The organism is Roseivirga seohaensis subsp. aquiponti, from assembly GCF_001267955.1.
Lineage (GTDB): Bacteria > Bacteroidota > Bacteroidia > Cytophagales > Cyclobacteriaceae > Roseivirga > Roseivirga seohaensis.
Genome location: NZ_JSVA01000005.1, coordinates 74,720 through 91,146, shown reverse-complemented (window position 1 = coordinate 91,146; position 16,427 = coordinate 74,720). Strand labels below are relative to the sequence as shown.

General features: G+C 38.5%; 16 protein-coding genes and 1 pseudogene. 15 read left to right on the top strand and 2 right to left on the bottom strand.

Translation table 11 applies throughout. The features are described 5' to 3' along the window. The first annotated feature begins 22 nt into the window (after nt 1–22). A complete protein-coding gene (locus OB69_RS04620) occupies nt 23–1,048 on the top strand; it encodes an FAD:protein FMN transferase (RefSeq protein WP_053222532.1) in 1,026 nt (341 codons plus the stop codon). An 86-nt stretch (nt 1,049–1,134) separates the two neighbouring features. Then, on the top strand, nt 1,135–1,881 hold the full coding sequence (locus OB69_RS04615; RefSeq protein WP_071426713.1) for a ZIP family metal transporter: 747 nt from the start codon (nt 1,135–1,137) through the stop codon (nt 1,879–1,881). Nucleotide 1,882: 1 nt separating this feature from the next. Here OB69_RS04615 and OB69_RS04610 read toward each other — a convergent pair whose 3' ends face one another. Next, nucleotides 1,883–2,359: a YdeI/OmpD-associated family protein gene (locus OB69_RS04610; protein ID WP_053222530.1), complete on the bottom strand. Its 477-nt coding sequence runs from the start codon at nt 2,357–2,359 to the stop codon at nt 1,883–1,885. 104 nt (nt 2,360–2,463) lie between these two features. Here OB69_RS04610 and acs point away from each other — a divergent pair, with 104 nt between their 5' ends. The 13 genes and pseudogenes from acs to OB69_RS18415 all read left to right on the top strand — a co-directional run. Then, nucleotides 2,464–4,362, top strand: a complete 1,899-nt coding sequence (acs, locus tag OB69_RS04605) for an acetate--CoA ligase (protein ID WP_053222529.1) — start codon at nt 2,464–2,466, stop codon at nt 4,360–4,362. A 112-nt stretch (nt 4,363–4,474) separates the two neighbouring features. Further along, the gene (locus OB69_RS04600; RefSeq protein WP_053222528.1) at nt 4,475–5,695 is read left to right on the top strand and encodes a DUF4221 family protein; all 1,221 of its coding nucleotides are present in this window, start codon (nt 4,475–4,477) and stop codon (nt 5,693–5,695) included. Between the two features lie 66 nt (nt 5,696–5,761). Then, entirely contained in the window at nt 5,762–6,652 is an 891-nt protein-coding gene (locus tag OB69_RS04595) for a cation diffusion facilitator family transporter (RefSeq protein ID WP_053222527.1), read from the top strand. A gap of 151 nt (nt 6,653–6,803) precedes the next feature. Next, entirely contained in the window at nt 6,804–7,568 is a 765-nt protein-coding gene (locus OB69_RS04590; protein WP_053222526.1) for a helix-turn-helix domain-containing protein, read from the top strand. A gap of 90 nt (nt 7,569–7,658) precedes the next feature. Further along, nucleotides 7,659–9,113 carry an amidohydrolase family protein gene (locus tag OB69_RS04585; RefSeq protein WP_082338071.1) on the top strand — a complete coding sequence of 485 codons (1,455 nt, stop codon included), beginning with the start codon at nt 7,659–7,661 and terminating at the stop codon, nt 9,111–9,113. A gap of 2 nt (nt 9,114–9,115) precedes the next feature. Next, nucleotides 9,116–10,042, top strand: a complete 927-nt coding sequence (locus tag OB69_RS04580) for a PD40 domain-containing protein (protein ID WP_053222525.1) — start codon at nt 9,116–9,118, stop codon at nt 10,040–10,042. Nucleotides 10,043–10,047: 5 nt separating this feature from the next. Beyond that, nucleotides 10,048–10,992 carry a polysaccharide deacetylase family protein gene (locus tag OB69_RS04575; protein ID WP_053222524.1) on the top strand — a complete coding sequence of 315 codons (945 nt, stop codon included), beginning with the start codon at nt 10,048–10,050 and terminating at the stop codon, nt 10,990–10,992. Between the two features lie 4 nt (nt 10,993–10,996). After that, nucleotides 10,997–12,328, top strand: coding sequence for a serine hydrolase domain-containing protein (locus tag OB69_RS04570; protein ID WP_185096863.1), 1,332 nt, complete (start codon nt 10,997–10,999; stop codon nt 12,326–12,328). 66 nt (nt 12,329–12,394) lie between these two features. After that, nucleotides 12,395–13,435, top strand: a complete 1,041-nt coding sequence (locus OB69_RS04565) for a hypothetical protein (protein ID WP_185096862.1) — start codon at nt 12,395–12,397, stop codon at nt 13,433–13,435. A gap of 12 nt (nt 13,436–13,447) precedes the next feature. Further along, nucleotides 13,448–14,095 carry a class I SAM-dependent methyltransferase gene (locus OB69_RS04560; protein WP_053222521.1) on the top strand — a complete coding sequence of 216 codons (648 nt, stop codon included), beginning with the start codon at nt 13,448–13,450 and terminating at the stop codon, nt 14,093–14,095. A gap of 280 nt (nt 14,096–14,375) precedes the next feature. Then, a complete protein-coding gene (locus OB69_RS04555) occupies nt 14,376–14,888 on the top strand; it encodes a hypothetical protein (protein WP_053222520.1) in 513 nt (170 codons plus the stop codon). Next, nucleotides 14,882–15,577, top strand: coding sequence for a nucleotidyl transferase AbiEii/AbiGii toxin family protein (locus OB69_RS04550; protein WP_053222519.1), 696 nt, complete (start codon nt 14,882–14,884; stop codon nt 15,575–15,577). Before OB69_RS04555 ends, OB69_RS04550 begins: the two co-directional genes overlap by 7 nt. A gap of 25 nt (nt 15,578–15,602) precedes the next feature. Then, nucleotides 15,603–15,794 (top strand): annotated as a pseudogene (locus tag OB69_RS18415) (DNA alkylation repair protein); the annotation flags it as partial. On the opposite strand, the gene OB69_RS04545 reads toward OB69_RS18415, so the two are convergent. After that, nucleotides 15,746–16,426, bottom strand: a complete 681-nt coding sequence (locus tag OB69_RS04545) for a Crp/Fnr family transcriptional regulator (RefSeq protein WP_053222518.1) — start codon at nt 16,424–16,426, stop codon at nt 15,746–15,748. The pseudogene OB69_RS18415 and the gene OB69_RS04545 sit on opposite strands and share 49 nt — an antisense overlap. Between the last annotated feature and the right edge of the window lies 1 nt (nt 16,427).

The following is a 16,427-nucleotide window of genomic DNA, read 5'->3' as shown; positions in this document are numbered from 1 at the left end:
TCTTTGCTCAAATTTTGAGATAATGGACAAGAATCAAAGGTCTAGAATATACCTACTCGTGTTAGTAATTGCAATTTTTGCAGTTTGGAAATACCGTGAGAGCCAAAAACCAAAAATGGTGTTGGTTCAAGGCACCACAATGGGCGTTATTGCTTACAACATTAAGTATATTGACAAAGACCTCAGGAATTTCAAAAAGGAAATTGATTCACTTTTGGCCGACTTCAACCAGTCGCTTTCTACTTACATCCCCGATTCAGAAATTTCAATCTTCAATAAAGAAGGAAAGGCGACCTTTAATTTCCCTTACTTTTCAGAAGTACTTATTGCTAGTAAGGAAGTGTATAAAGCATCTGGAGGTTATTTCGATCCAACGGTTGGCCCATTGGTTGACGCTTGGGGATTTGGTGATGGGAAAAGCGTTTCGCTTGACAGCGGTCAAGTAGATTCAGTTTTGAAATATGTAGGTTTTGAAAAAGTAAGTTTCACTAACGAAGAAGTAATCAAAACCATTCCTGAACTGAAACTTAACTTTTCGGCTATTGCAAAAGGTCAAGCAATTGATGTAGTAGCGGAGTACTTAAAGGCACAGAACATTCAAAACTTTATGGTTGAAATTGGTGGCGAAGTACGCGCCAAAGGCAAAAACGATTCTGGCGAAACTTGGACCATTGGCATTGAAGTACCAGATGAAAATCGCGTTGGCGGTGTTTTCGATGCCATTCAATTGGAAGATCACGGAATGGCGACTTCTGGTAACTACCGTAATTACAAAATAGTAGATGGAAAAAAAGTAGCCCACACCATTGATCCGAAAACTGGCTACCCGAAAATGATTACTCTTCTAAGCGCTACTGTAGTTGCTCCCACTTGTATGTATGCCGATGCATATGCTACCGCCTCAATGGCCATGGGTTTAGAGAAAGCAAAAGAAATGATAGAAAGTAACTCGAACTTGGAAGCCTACTTTATATACTCCGACCAAGATGGAAATACTCAAACTTACATTTCACCTGGCCTAAAAGGAAAAACCATAAACCAACAATAAGACTATAACCAATCGGGAACTATTTAAATGAAAATTCGATTTTCTTTATCATATTTGCAATGCTGTTGCATTAACGATTTTCAAATTTGCTAATAAACGTCACAATTTTATTGCTTTGCGCCCTTGTACCGGGCCTTTTCATTTTAGGTAATGCAACTTTCAGCGAAACCAAAATCCGCTACTTTCTTGTTTTTGCTGGCGCATATTTATTCTCTGTTACAGTAATACATCTGATTCCAGATATATTTATGAGCGGAGAAGACCCATTTAACCTTGGGCTTTATATCCTTATCGGATTCTTTATTCAGAAAATATTAGAAAATTTTTCTAACGGAGTAGAACATGGTCACACCCATATTCATACGCGAGTTCCTGTAACCTATTTGCTGATTGCACTAGTACTGCATTCATTTTTGGAAGGTTCTATTCTAACGGATTCGTTGCACTCTAACCACAGCCCTGATTCGGTATATAGTCATGGTAGTTCCCCTAAAATATTGCTAGGCATTGTAATGCACAAAATACCTGCCTCATTGGCGCTTATGGCATTATTGGTAGCTCAACTTAAAAACAAGTACAAGGCATTTGGCCTATTGTTCATCTTTGCTATCAGCTCTCCTTTGGGCTTAATTACTTCAGAGTATTTTAGTCATTCCAATCTATTGCCCGAAAAATACTTGATCATTTTCTTTGCTGTAGTTGCGGGTAGTTTTCTTCAAATTTCCACTACTATTTTTATTGAAAGTGACCCGCACCACAAACTTAATTGGAAGAAATTTTCGGTTTCTTTATTGGGTGCGGCTGCTGCGGTTTTGGCGCAGTTGATGATTTAAATTACGGATGCTTCACCCCAGTCAAGAGCATTTCAATCGTTTTTTCTAAACGCTTGGCTTTAGTCTCTTCACGTTTGGCCGTGTCAATCCATCGGGCATATTCTTTGCGGTTGGTGTACGAGAGCGAGTTGTAAAAAACTTCGGCTTTAGGGTGAATCTTAAACTCTGCCTTTAATACATCAGGCACTTCTACCAACCTTTCTTCTGTATCCTTCTGAACTGTTACAATTACTGTGTCTCCATGACTTTTTCCAATCGCAGCCCTAACATCATTTCTTAAAATTAAAATATGGCCAGTTCCCATATTGGCTATAGAGCCGCGGTATGGTACCCCATCAAAAGTAGCATTTACTTTCACCTGACCCTTAGTTCCAAACTCTTCCTCTACATTAAACGGAAGCGTAACACAAGCTGCATTTGGCCATTTTTCTCCTCCATTTTGGATAACAGCTTCGAACTTGTAATTTTTTTCACTCATAATGATTAATGGCTCTTAACAAATCTACAATTACACAACTGATCTACAAAACCTCTTTCAGTTAAGCGCATAAATGATTAAAATGGGCTGTAAAACCAGAAAATATGAGCGACAGAATCCACAGCCTAAGCGGTTATATGTACGAATACCAAAAGAGTGTTCAAGATCCAGAGTCTTTTTGGTCTAGAATTGCCGATTCCTTCCACTGGAGGAAAAAATGGGATAAGGTTGTGGACTGGAATTTTGAAACACCAGATGTAAAGTGGTTCGTTAACGGAAAACTGAATATCACCGAAAATATTTTAGATCGCCACCTGTACACCCGAGGCGACCAAGCGGCAATTATTTGGGAACCGAATGACCCCGAAGAAGAGCATATCACCCTCACCTATAAAGAACTCCACGCCAAAGTTTGTCAGTTTGCTAATGCCATTAAAGCCAAAGGAGTTGGTAAAGGCGACCGTGTAATTATTTATATGCCCATGGTGCCTGAAGCAGCCATCGCCATGCTAGCTTGTGCTCGAATAGGTGCCATACATTCTATTGTATTTGCGGGCTTTTCGGCCAATGCACTAAGTGACCGCATTAATGACTGCAAAGCTAAAATGGTAATTACAGCGGACGGTAATTTCAGAGGCAACAAACAGATTCCCGTTAAGGAAGTGGTAGACGAAGCACTAAAGAATTGCGACTCCGTTGAAAGCACAATCGTATTAAAAAGAACTGGTCAAGACATTCAAATGACTTCAGGCCTCGACATTTGGTGGCACGATGCCATTGAAGGTGTTTCTTCCGAAAACAAAGCTGAGGAAATGGATTCAGAAGACATGCTCTTCATCCTCTATACTTCAGGCTCAACAGGCCAGCCCAAAGGTGTAGTACACACTTGTGGTGGCTATATGATTTACACCGCCTATTCCTTTCAAAATGTTTTTCAATACAACCAAGGCGATGTGTATTGGTGTACAGCTGATGTAGGTTGGATCACAGGCCACTCTTATATTGTATACGGACCGTTACTGGCGGGCGCCACTTCCATTATGTTTGAAGGCGTACCTACTTTTCCTGATGCTGGTCGATTCTGGGCCATTTGCGACAAACATCAGGTCAATCAGTTTTATACCGCACCAACGGCCATCAGGGCTTTGCAAGCCTATGGCACCGAACCAATTGAACCTTATAAACTAGATTCATTAAAAGTATTGGGTAGCGTAGGTGAACCGATCAATGAAGAAGCTTGGCACTGGTATCACGACCATGTTGGAAAAGGAAAATGCCCAATCGTAGACACTTGGTGGCAAACCGAAACGGGTGGAATTATGGTTTCACCTTTAGCAGGAATTACCCCAACCAAACCTGCTTATGCCACTTTACCATTGCCAGGCGTTCAATTGGTAATTTTAGATAATGAGGGGAATGAACTAAAAGGCAATTCAGTTGAAGGAAATCTTTGTATCAAGTTCCCTTGGCCTTCTATGCTGCGCACCACTTATGGCGACCACGACCGTTGCAAACAAACCTACTTTTCTACTTTCCCTAACCATTACTTTACTGGCGATGGCGTGAAAAGAGATGAAGACGGTTACTACAGAATTCTAGGGCGAGTGGACGATGTGATCAACGTTTCTGGACACAGAATGGGCACAGCCGAAGTTGAAAACGCCATTAATGAACATCCGAAAGTGATTGAGTCGGCAGTAGTGGGTTATCCGCACGATATTAAAGGCCAAGGCATTTACGCTTTTGTTATTTGCGATATGGAAGGCCGAACTCAAGAAGGTCTGACCAAGGAAATTAAAGAAACGGTTAATAAAATCATTGGGCCAATTGCCAGACCAGACAAAGTACAGATTGTGCCAGGCTTGCCTAAAACCCGTTCAGGTAAAATTATGCGTAGAATCCTGAGAAAGATAGCCTCTGGAGACGGTGACAATTTAGGCGATATTTCAACCCTGCTTAACCCAGAAGTGGTGGAAGCAATTAAGGAAGGAGCGAGTCACTAAACAGAAATCAGGGATCAGTGAATTAGTTAAGAGTGAAATCCTTGGTTAAGAATTTCACGGAACGGTTGTGTCTAAGTTTATTTTAACTAAATTAATAGTTCAAATAAATGAAATGAATAGATCAAGTCATACGATACTACTTTTATCTACCTGTTTTCTTACACTATTTTCTTGCCAGCAACAAAGGGAGGTCACCAATGAAAGCAGCACAACTCAAACCTTGACTATTTCTGATGGTGGAATTAAAACCTTAGCTCTTGAAGACGGGGTCAATTTTGAAGTTCTAACAGCCCTCAAATTGTCCACCGTTAATAACAAGGAATACATTACTTTTTACGACCGAATTACCCACTCTATTTACCTATACGATTATCAGACTAATGATCTTTTCAAAAAGATTAGTATGGAAAAAGATGGTCCTAACGCAGTAAAAAATGCTAGCAAATTCTTCATACATACCATAGATTCAATTTTTGTTGACGGGTCAATGGGCATCCATCTCATCAACAGTAAAGGAGAAGTACTTACAAAGAAGAGCAAGGGTGCCAAACTCCACAATGGAATGCCACTGATTACTTCTGACTCAAAATTCTACCGTTTTCACCCAGATTCACGCTTCAAGAACGGCCACATAGAAATGGTGATTTCCCAAATGCGTAGAGATAGTAAAAATCATGAATATGCAATTTTCAATTTTGAGAAGGACTCCATCATCGAGGAGTTTGTTCAAACAGAAGAGATAATCAACAACTTTGGAGAGATTCAGAAAGTGCAAGAAGAAGCAAACGAAAGACGTGAAAGTGCTTATTCCATTAATAGGTTTTTCACTAGCAATGAAAACTACCTCTATAGTAGCAATTCCATTTCCGATAGCCTCTTTCTTTTCAAAGAAGGCAAGCTGGCCAAAGCTATTTATGCTGGAGTTCCAACAATAAAAATAGCCAACTATTCTGATTACTCAACCCTACAAATTATAGAACGCTATGATAATGGCTCAAGGGCTTTCGAGAACCCTAAGCAACCACCTCATTATAAAAGTATGCTGTTATCTCCCGATGGCCGATTTATTTATAGAGTGCTGCATCATGGCACAAAACCAAAATTTCTTGAAGGGGAAGAAAAACCCATTCCCAACCCATTAGGTGCGACTCTAATAGTAATGGACACAGAAACAGAAGCACTGAATTACTACGACCTTCCTGTGGGTGAAATTGACTTGCCCTTATATTTCGAGAATAGTCTATTTGTCAGCAACGAAGGCATTTTCTTTAGAGTGAAAGACCAACAAAACGAAGATCAGGTTCAGTTTAGGTTTTTCAAAGTGACCCAATAAATATGGTCTCACAAACCAAAGTCTTCTTGAAGCCCTGTTGCACGGTTTTGTCTTGTACTTTTGGGCATGGGGCACGATCATCATCACGGACATCACCACCATCATCATGGAACAGGCAACTTACGCGTTGCCTTCTTCTTAAACCTGTTTTTCACCCTAATCGAAATTGTTGGTGGAATCTATACTGGCAGTTTGGCCATTCTTTCCGATGCCCTTCACGATTTAGGCGATAGCCTCAGCATTGGACTTTCATGGTACTTCCAAAAGCTTTCACTAAAAGGGCGCGACAAGAAATTCTCTTACGGTTACAAGCGTTTTTCACTGTTGGGCGCCATTATCAACTCTATAGTGCTGTTGGTGGGGTCGGGTATTATTCTTAGTCAAGCCATTCCTGCATTATTCGCCCCTGAAACTGTAGATGCTAAAGGCATGATGTTCCTCGCTATTTTTGGAATCATCGTTAATGGAGCAGCCGTGCTAAAACTTAGAAAAGGCTCTTCTATCAATGAGGAAGTTATTTCTCTGCACTTATTAGAAGATGTTTTGGGTTGGGTGGCTGTGCTCATCGGCAGTTTAGTGATGATGTTTTGGGATTTGCCCATTATCGACCCAATTCTATCGCTATTAATTGCGGTGTACATTATTTACAATGCATTTCGAAACCTTAGAAAGAGCACACTCATTATTCTTCAGGCCAAACCCAATGAAGTGGACATTGAGCAAATTCACAAGACCTTACTCTCGATTTCCGAAATTACGGGTGTACACGATTGCCATGTTTGGTCGATGGACGGAGAATACAATGTGCTTTCTGCACACCTTGTCATTGAAAAGGAAATTTCTATGGATGAAATGGCCAATATAAAATCAAAGGCCAAATCCTTGCTTAAAGAAGAACACATCGACCACGCTACTTTTGAATTTGAAGGGAAAGATGAACATTGTGGGGGGTGTTGAAATAAATCCATCATTATAACCTATATCGTTTAGTCAGTGATTCAAATAGTTTTTTTGCTATACGAAATATCTCTCAATTTCAATTCGTTTAGCCTTAAGTTGGTGGTATTACCAGCTTTATGTGATTAAATACCAGAGATAAAAAACAAAGATGCAATATCAAGTTCTATCTCCTGATGGAGAGTTAAAAGATATTATAAGTCACTTTTGGGTAGGTACATGGAATCCAGAATATCAAAGCCCCAATTCGAGCTACTACATTATCGCAAATAGTTTAACTGAAATTACCTTTGCATTTGAGAGTGATGCCCCCCGCTCCAAATTACTTTTTTCAGTTGTACAAGGCCACACCAACACCCCTAATCAATTTCCAGTAAATGGTTTTTACCATCTTATTGGTGTATCAATCTACTCTTATGCTATTCCAAATCTATTTAATATTTCAGCCTCAGAACTAAATAACCAATTTATCAGCTTAAATACATTCTTAGGTTCAGAAGGAGCAATACTTACTGAAAAGGTAGCTTTGGCTACCTCCACAAAAGAACGAATAAGTGTTATAACACGCTTCTTTAAATCGCTAATAGAAAAACACTGGTATAAAGACAAGCTTATCACCAACGCAATACAAGAAATTAAAAAGTGTAATGGAAACACAAAAATATCGAAGCTAGCCAGTGATTTTTGTATCTCACAAAAACAATTTGAAAGACGATTCAAGGAGTTCTCGGGATTTAATCCCAAAATGTATTCAAGAATAATTCGATTTGAATCCATCATAAGAAAATCAAATAGTCAATCCGTGTTAGAGGAGGCGGCTTATACCAATGGCTATTACGATCAAGCACATTTTATTCATGATTTTAAGGCCTTTACTGGTTTTAATCCTAGTGATTTTTATAAGCTAGGCAGTTAAAATGTCCAATTTTTACAATACTAGCTTCTTCATATTAAATACTTTTGATCTTGAAAAAACATTGACAATAACTAGCCTACTTAACCATCAATGATTAACAAAATCAAAGTCAATCTGTCTCTTCGCGTTTTTAAATTAGTAATCGCAAGTCTAATCTATACCCATGCAATACCACAAACTCCCTACAGTACATTTTTTCAACGCAGCACCAATAAAAATCCAGACTCTCTACAGGTAGCCCAACCCTATATAGAATATAATGTTGAGGTAATTGCTTTAACAAATGCCACTGTTATAGATGGCACAGGACGCTCAATAAGAAAAAATCAAACGCTTATCATCAAAAACGGACTGTTTCAAGAATTTGGAAATAACGTTGAAGTACCACAAAATGCCTTGGTAATAGATGTAACAGATAAAACGATTATTCCCGGAATTGTAGGCATGCACAACCACTTACATATCCCACAATTTCCAAATGTAGGACATGAGGCTTCAAAACTCTATTTGGCTTCTGGAGTTACAACTATTCAAACTTGCGGAGCAGCATCTCCAGAGCATGAAATTATTCTTGCAAAGAAAATCACTCAAGGAGAACTTATGGGCCCAGAGATTATCCCTAGTGCTCCCTTCATCACTGGCACTGGCGGTAACCCTAACATGATAATTCCTAGAAATGAACAACACCTACGCGATACCATGCAATACTGGATAAACCAAGGTGTAGAATGGTTTAAGGTGTATAGAAATACCAACCCGAACGACCTGAGAATCATTATTGACGAAGCTCATAAAAACAAGGCCAAAGTAAGAGGTCACTTGTGTTCGATTACATTTGAAGAAGCTACAAAGTTGGGAATTGATGGTATAGAACATGGGCTAAACAGCACTAGTGATTTTAGATCCAATAAATCGTATGGGATTTGTAATGGAAGCACAGAATACCTCGATGAACTCATTATTGACAGCCCAAAAGTTAAAGAACTACACCAGTTAATGATTGATAATCAAGTATTTTTAACTTCAACCTTAGCCATTTACGAAGCCAGCGTACCCAATAGAGCCTTTGCTGATGAAAGATCACTAAAAATAATGTCCCCCTATCTACAAAGTCAATATAGAGAACGTAGAAAGGGTTTTGATCAAGAAACTAAAAATTTGACCAGAGAAAATAGACTCAAAAGAATTATGGCTTTTGAATATCAATACTTTAAAATGGGCGGCCTTTTGTGCAGCGGTGTAGATGCCGGAAGACACGTTTTGCCTGGTTTGGGTGATCAAAGAAATTATCAGTTATTGATAGAAGCTGGGTTTACGACAGAAGAAGCTATTCAGGTAATGACAAGCAATGGGGCTAAGGCATTAGGGCGTAGCGACATTGGTTTAATACAACCTGGTAAAAGGGCTGATTTCGTCATTCTCAACGGAGATTTAAAAACCAATGATGGTGTGATTGAAAGAGTAGAGACAGTTTTTAAAAACGGTATAGGTTATAACTCAGAGAAAATTCTAAGCGAAATGAACGGTAAATTTGGAATTGACTAAACATGAAAACGCCAATCAGTACCATATTCATTCTCTGTTTATTCTTCACCAACCTTATTTATTCACAGGAAGTAGATAACAAGCTAAAATACCTAGGACAAGCACCACCTACAACAAGCCCCGAAATATTTGCTCCTAACCTTATTTCTACCCAAGAAGAATCAGAATTTGGGTCGGTTTTCAACCAACAAGCCACTGAATTTTACTATGGGGTAGACGTAAATGGTAAATCTGAAATTCGATTTACCAAGTTAGAAGGCAATACTTGGAGTAGGCCAAGGACATTACTTTCACACCCAGTATATAGTGTCAACGACCCATTTTTATCTCCAGATGAAAAGAGATTATACTTTATTTCACAACGATCAATAGACAGGCATGATGTTAAAGAAGATTATGATATATGGTATATAGAAAGAGACAAATCAGAATGGAGCTTAGAAATGGTAAATGCAGGTCCTTCTATAAACTCAAATAAGAATGAGTATTATATTTCATTCACTGTTACTGGAGATATTTACTTTGCTTCAAACAGAGCAGCCTCAGAAGAAAGGCAGCAGGATTTTAATATTTATGTTTCCAGAAATAAAAATGGCGCTTTTCAGCCTAGCAAACTACTTGACAACACTATAAATACCAATGCTTATGAAGCTGATGTTTTTGTGGATCCGAATGAAGAATATCTGATTTTTTGTGCCGTAAGAAAAGAAGGTTTCGGCCAAGGTGATTTATATATAAGCTTTAAGAATAAGGAGGGCTCATGGTCAAAAGCCCAAAATATGGGAGAACTCATAAATACACCAAATCACGAATTATGCCCTTTCGTTAGTAAAGATGGCAAGTACCTTTTTTTTACTAGCAATCAAGACATTTACTGGGTCGACAGTAAAATAATTCAAACTTTTAAACCAGCTCAAAACAATCATTAAACAACATGAAACTTAGTAAACTTAAAAACTTAACCATTGCTCTTTTAACCCTTATTACTCATCAGTTATCCTTTGGTCAAGGGAAGTCAATTTCTATTACAATTGATGATGTACCTAATACCTCAAAATTTGAACAAGACGGATTCAAATCTATATTGATGAATAGGTTAGATTCTTTAGATATTCCTTTTACCGTCTTCATTAACGAAGACAAAATATCTAAAACAGATTTTACCCAAAGAAACGAACAACTTTTAGAAGTCTGGATTAAGAACAAAAACGCACTTATTGGAAATCACACCTTCAGCCATCCTAGGTATTCAGATGTTGGGCTAGATAACTTCATGGGAGATGTTGAAAAAGGAGAAAGACTGACAAAAGCCTATGCATCAAAACATAAAAAGAACCTAAAGTATTTCAGGTTTCCCTTCAACGACTTGGGCTTGGATTCACTTCAGCATACAAAAGTAAAAGCTGCATTAAGCAAAAAGGGATATATAATTACACCCTTTACCGTTGAAAGCTCCGATTGGATGTTCGACACGGTGTATCAGTATTATTTGAATAATGGTCAAACAAGCAAAGCCCACGAGGTAGGAGAAGCCTATGTAAACAAAACCATTGAGCTTGTCACTTTCTTCGACTCTCTGGCAAGTCAAATTTACAACTACCCAGTAAAGCATATCTATTTATGCCATGACAACGCCATTAATGCAGACTATTTGTCTAAAATTATCGAAAGGCTGAATAACGAAAATTACGAGATTATAAGCTTAGAAGAATCGCTAACCGACCCTATCTATCAACAAGAAGACACGTACTACAAAAAATGGGGAATTAGCTGGCTTTACAGGTGGATGCCTACACAAAAAGAGCGAGTAAAGTGGATGCAGCAAGAGCCCGATTTGTCTGAAATACAAAGTACTTACGATGAACTTACTAAAAAATAGGAGAATGATGCTAAGACGATTTTTTTATTCATTTCTGACCTTTGTCATTTTAGTCCAAACAGGAAGGACCCAAGGAATAGATACCACCAGGCTCAGTGAGTATTTCGATACGCTAGCTGCCAATAATAAATTTATGGGAAGTGTAGCTCTGTTAAAAGAGGGACAAATAATTCACACTAAACAGGTAGGTTTTGCTGAATTAGAGACTAAAAAAGAACCAAATAACAACACAAAGTACCGAATTGGTTCGGTTTCAAAACTATTCACTGCCATCTTAATTTTTAAAGCCATAGAGGAGGGCAAAGTATCACTGAACGAAACCATAGACAACTATTTTCCAAGTATTGAAAATTCTGAGCAAATCACGATTTCAAACCTACTGAACCATAGAAGTGGTATTCATAATTACACAGATGATAAAGATGAATTTTTGAGTTACCACACCAATTCAAAAACGAAGACAGAAATGGTAGCACTCATCGCGCAAGGAGGTAGTGATTTTGTACCAAATACCAAGGCGGCCTACAGCAATTCAAATTATATTCTTCTAACTTATATTTTGGAAGAAATTTATCAAAACTCCTATTCCAATATACTGAAAGAGCATATCACTGAACCACTCAATTTGGTGAATACATCTTTTGGCACTCCTATTAATGTAAATAATAATGAAAGCCACGCTTATACATTAGATAACAAATGGACAAAAACGGCCGAAACACATAGTTCGATTGGCTTGGGAGCTGGAGGTATTGTATCCACCCCTACTGACTTGGTTTTATTTGCTCATGCATTATTCAATAATAATATACTATCCAAACAAAGTATGGAGGCAATGAAGACCATTCAAGACGGCTTTGGAATGGGGCTATTCAAAACACTTTACTACAATAAAGTCAGTTATGGCCATAATGGAGAAATAGATGGTTTTCAGACTGCTTTAAGATATTTTGAAGACAGCAAATATGCTTTTGCCATCACTGCCAATGCAATGGACTATAACCTCAACCTGATCTCCGTAACCATAGTTAACGCCCTCTTTAATCAGTACTTTAACATACCCGATTTTAGAACCTACAATCCAAAACATTCAGAGCTAAACCAATATGTGGGTGTGTATTCAAGCGAAACATTTCCAGTAGAACTAACGGTAACAAAACGTGGCAAGCAGCTAGAAATAGAAGCGGCCGGGGATTCAAAAATGAACTTACAAGCTACCGCGAAAGGAGAGTTTAAATACGACCCAGCAGGAATTCAGATTAAATTCATTCCTGAAAAGGGACAAATGATATTGAAGCAAGGAGGTAAAGTAAGCACGCTGACAAAAGCTAATTGATAAACAAATCCTGATTCGTTAAATATGACTTTATACAATATTAAATCCCTGTCAATTCTTTACTTAATGTTATCTCTGCCGTTCTTTTCTCAGGCTCAAGGTTGGCAGAACCCTTCAGAAAGATACACTGATGCTTATAAAAAATACCTGAATGCCAAATGTCCTATCCCTGAAGATGGCATTAAACACTTTGTATACTTTGCAAGAGACAGAGGAGCACTAAAAGGTCATCCATTACTTCAACATTCTTCTTTTACAGGTGCACAGATTATGTATGCTTGGAAAGATCTAGAAGCAAATAAAAATGAATACGATTTTACGGCTATTGAAGAGGACGTCCGCTACTTAAAACAATTTGGTAAAAAGCTTTTTATACAATTACAAGATGTGACATTTGACCCCAAATATAAAGCTGTCCCTTCATACTTAACCACCAAAGAATATAAAGGTGGCGCCATTTTACAACATGATGAAAATGGAGAACCGGAAGGATGGGTAGCCAAGCGCTGGAATGTAAATGTAAGGGAGCGATACGCCCTATTGCTAACTGCACTTGGCAAAGAATTCGATGGTGAAATTGAAGGGATCAACCTCCAAGAAACAGCCATTGGAGTTACTAAAAGCGACTCTGATTTTTCAGAAGAAGCCTATGTTCAAGGAATTAAAGAGAATATGTTAGCCTTGAAAAAAGCTTTTCCAACTTCCACAACTATGGTTTACGCTAATTTCATTCCCGGAGAATGGCTTCCTTTTGATGATAAAGGCTACTTAAAAAATATTTATCAATACGGAGAAGAAATTGGAGTGGGACTTGGTGGACCAGACTTAATGGTAACCAGAAAAGGGCAACTCAATCATGCACTCGCCCAAATGCACGAAGGTGCATTCACCGTACCCCTTGGTATTGCAATTCAAGATGGAAACTACATTGGCAAAACAGGCGCAGACTTAGATTATAATGAAGAGCAAGATAAAGGAGATGACGGAAGAAGTAATATTGTACCTCTTTTACATGCTTTTGCAAAAGACTTTTTGAAAGTGAGTTACATGTTTTGGGTAAATCAAGTCCCATACTTCGAGCAAGATGTCATTACCTGTTTCAAATAAATTACTTTGTTGATGAAAAATAACACTTTAAGCAAAGCAGTAAAATTCTGGGACCGAGCGGCCAGCTCATATGACAGAGAGGAAAAAAAGGACAAGGAAAAATATCAGGAGACTATAAATCAATTAGCCCAATATTTAAAACCTGAGTATCTGGTCTTAGATTTTGGTTGTGGAACTGGTCTTATAGCTAATGAAATATCTCCATTAGTTAAGCAGATTGACGCCATTGATTTCTCTCAGAAGATGGTCGATTTGGCTAAAACAAAAGCTCAAAAGCAGCAAATAACAAACGTTCAATACAAGCAGGTAACCATTTTTGATAATTACCTCAAGCCAGCTTCATACGATGTCATCTTATGCTTCCATGTACTTCACTTACTCGAGTCTGTAGAGCAAGTAATTTCAAGAATGCATGAATTGTTAAAGCCAGAAGGTCTTATAGTTTCGGTTACACCATGCATGGCTGAAAAACCATTTATGAATGGCCTGTTTTCTGTTCTAAATAAATTAGGACTAACACCAAAAATCAACCCTTTAAAACTACAAGACCTAAAGATGCTGTTCCCAGAAGAGAACTTTGAAATCATAGATCATCATTTGCTACCTAAAACTTCAAATGAATATTTTATTGTTTGTAAAAAAATACCACTCGGGCAATAACAAATTAAACCACCGAGCTTTGTTGGATTAATAACAAGTTTGAGTCTATTTGAAATGTCCATACCTACTATGTCAGTTTTGGATAGAAGGGAAAGAAAAGCATAATGGTAGTTGTTGACCCTCATTATATTGAGACTCCTTCGATCGCATACATCTCTATTGAGATATACTCTTTATCATAATGATAGAAAAACAATGTCAACACTTTGTAATAATTTGCAATTCGCGAATCGCGAATTGCAAATTATTACTACCTTAGACTCATAAAGCACTGAAGTTTATGAAGCAGCACAGCGGCATGCGCCCCCATGATATTGCGATTCTACTTAAAATTGCAGCTAAACAAAAAGAGTCTTGGCTTATGAAAGACTTGTCTGCCGAATTGGGCATTAGCGCCAGCGAAGTAAGCGAGAGCCTAAATCGTTCGGTTATTGCTGGCCTTATTTCACCCGACAAGAAAACGTTAATGCGGCTGGCCATACTCGATTTTCTAGAGCACGGCCTCCGCTATGTCTATCCTCAACAACCAGGAGCTTTGGTAAGAGGGTTGCCCACCGCCCACTCAGCTCCTCCATTGAGCGATAAAATCATGAGTGATCAACCTTATGTGTGGCCATATGCAGAAGGAGAAGTTCGCGGCCAGGCCATAGAACCGCTCCACCCCAAATTACCACAGGCCTGCTTAAAAGATAATAAATTCTATGCTTTAATGGCTCTGTCAGACGCCATGCGCGTTGGCCGTGCTAGAGAAAAGAAAATAGCCATGGAGGAATTTAAAAAACGCATATGCTAAAAAACACGCTCATCAACCGGAAGGCCACCTATACTATTGCCAAAGCACTTGGTAAACTAAATAGCGATGTTGTCTATGTTGGTGGAGCAGTAGTAAGCCTATATATTGACGACCCTTCAGCAGATGATGTAAGGCCTACTAAAGACATTGACATAAGTCTCCAAATCACAAGTTTGGTAGCTTTGGAAGAACTTCGAGAAAAGCTTATTGCCAAAGGTTTTCATCAATCGCACCAAGACCAAGTGGTCTGTAGGTTTAGGTATCAGGATATTTTAATCGATGTAATGTCTACACAAGCCATAGGCTGGGCTCCTGCCAATCGATGGTTCAAGTCTGGTTTTGAGCAAAAATTCGAAGTAACTATTGATGACGTATCCGTTTACCTGATGCCGCTCCCCCATTTTTTGGCCAGTAAATTTGATGCGTTTTATGATCGAGGAGGCAAAGACCCTAGAACCAGTCATGATTTCGAAGACATTACCTACCTGCTAAATCATACCAGTCAAATAACAACCGTCATTCAGAAGAGTCAAAAAGAGGTTCAAGAATATCTAAAAACATCATTTCAGCAAATTCTCGATAGTAGAGAATTGCATGAGGCCATAATCGGTAACCTGTTTTATGAAGATCAAACTACAAGATTAGCCTTGATTTTAGATAAACTCCAAAAGACAGTGGCTGCTCTTTAGCTAACTTACTTGCTCGAAGAAATTCTTTATCAATAAAGCCATAGGCTGGATATTAAGAGAATACAGCAGAACCAACCCTAAATGGGTAATTGACTTTGTGGACAAAACAGAACTCAGTCCATTGAGTAAAAAAAGAAGCGTTACGGCTGTTAATCTTATCACCCTCACTCAACTCAACACCGCAATATTCGGAATAACAATTTGGCTGCGGGAGTAAGACAATGCGCCTTCTTCTTTAAGTTCGTTGATAATGGTGGTTACGGTTTGGCGGGAAGAGCTGATCAAACTGGCGATTTCATTATGAGTTAAGTAATTCTTGATCAACACACCTTCAGGAGTGTCCTTTCCTTCGTTAATCGCCCACATTTTAAGGAAGTCTTTGAGCCTTTCTTTTACATCTTTAAACACCAAATTGGCATGGCGGTGCTCTAGCTTGCGCAGCTTGTCCCCTATTTTTTTAGTAAAGTTTAAGCAAAGCATTGGGTGTTTTTGCATCAGTTCTTCAAACTCGTCCATGGTGAAAGTGCAGAGAATTACTTCGCTAGAAAGTATTTCAGCATACTCATGGCTGAGCGTAAGCATATTGAAAGAGATTTCTCCAAACAGGTCACCCGTAAGCAAAATGTCCTTGATCATTTCATTGCCCGACTGATCCATTTCGCTGATTTTTATTTTGCCGTTAATGAGAAAGTAAACGCGTTTTACTTGATCGCTGGCAAAATAAATGGTGTGGCCTTTCTTCATTCTCACGAATTTAGAAATGCCCGAAAGGTCATTGATTTGTTCTTTTGTGAGGTTTGAGAAAAGGTCGTAATTTCTCAAATACCAGTACTTAATTTCTCTTTGCATT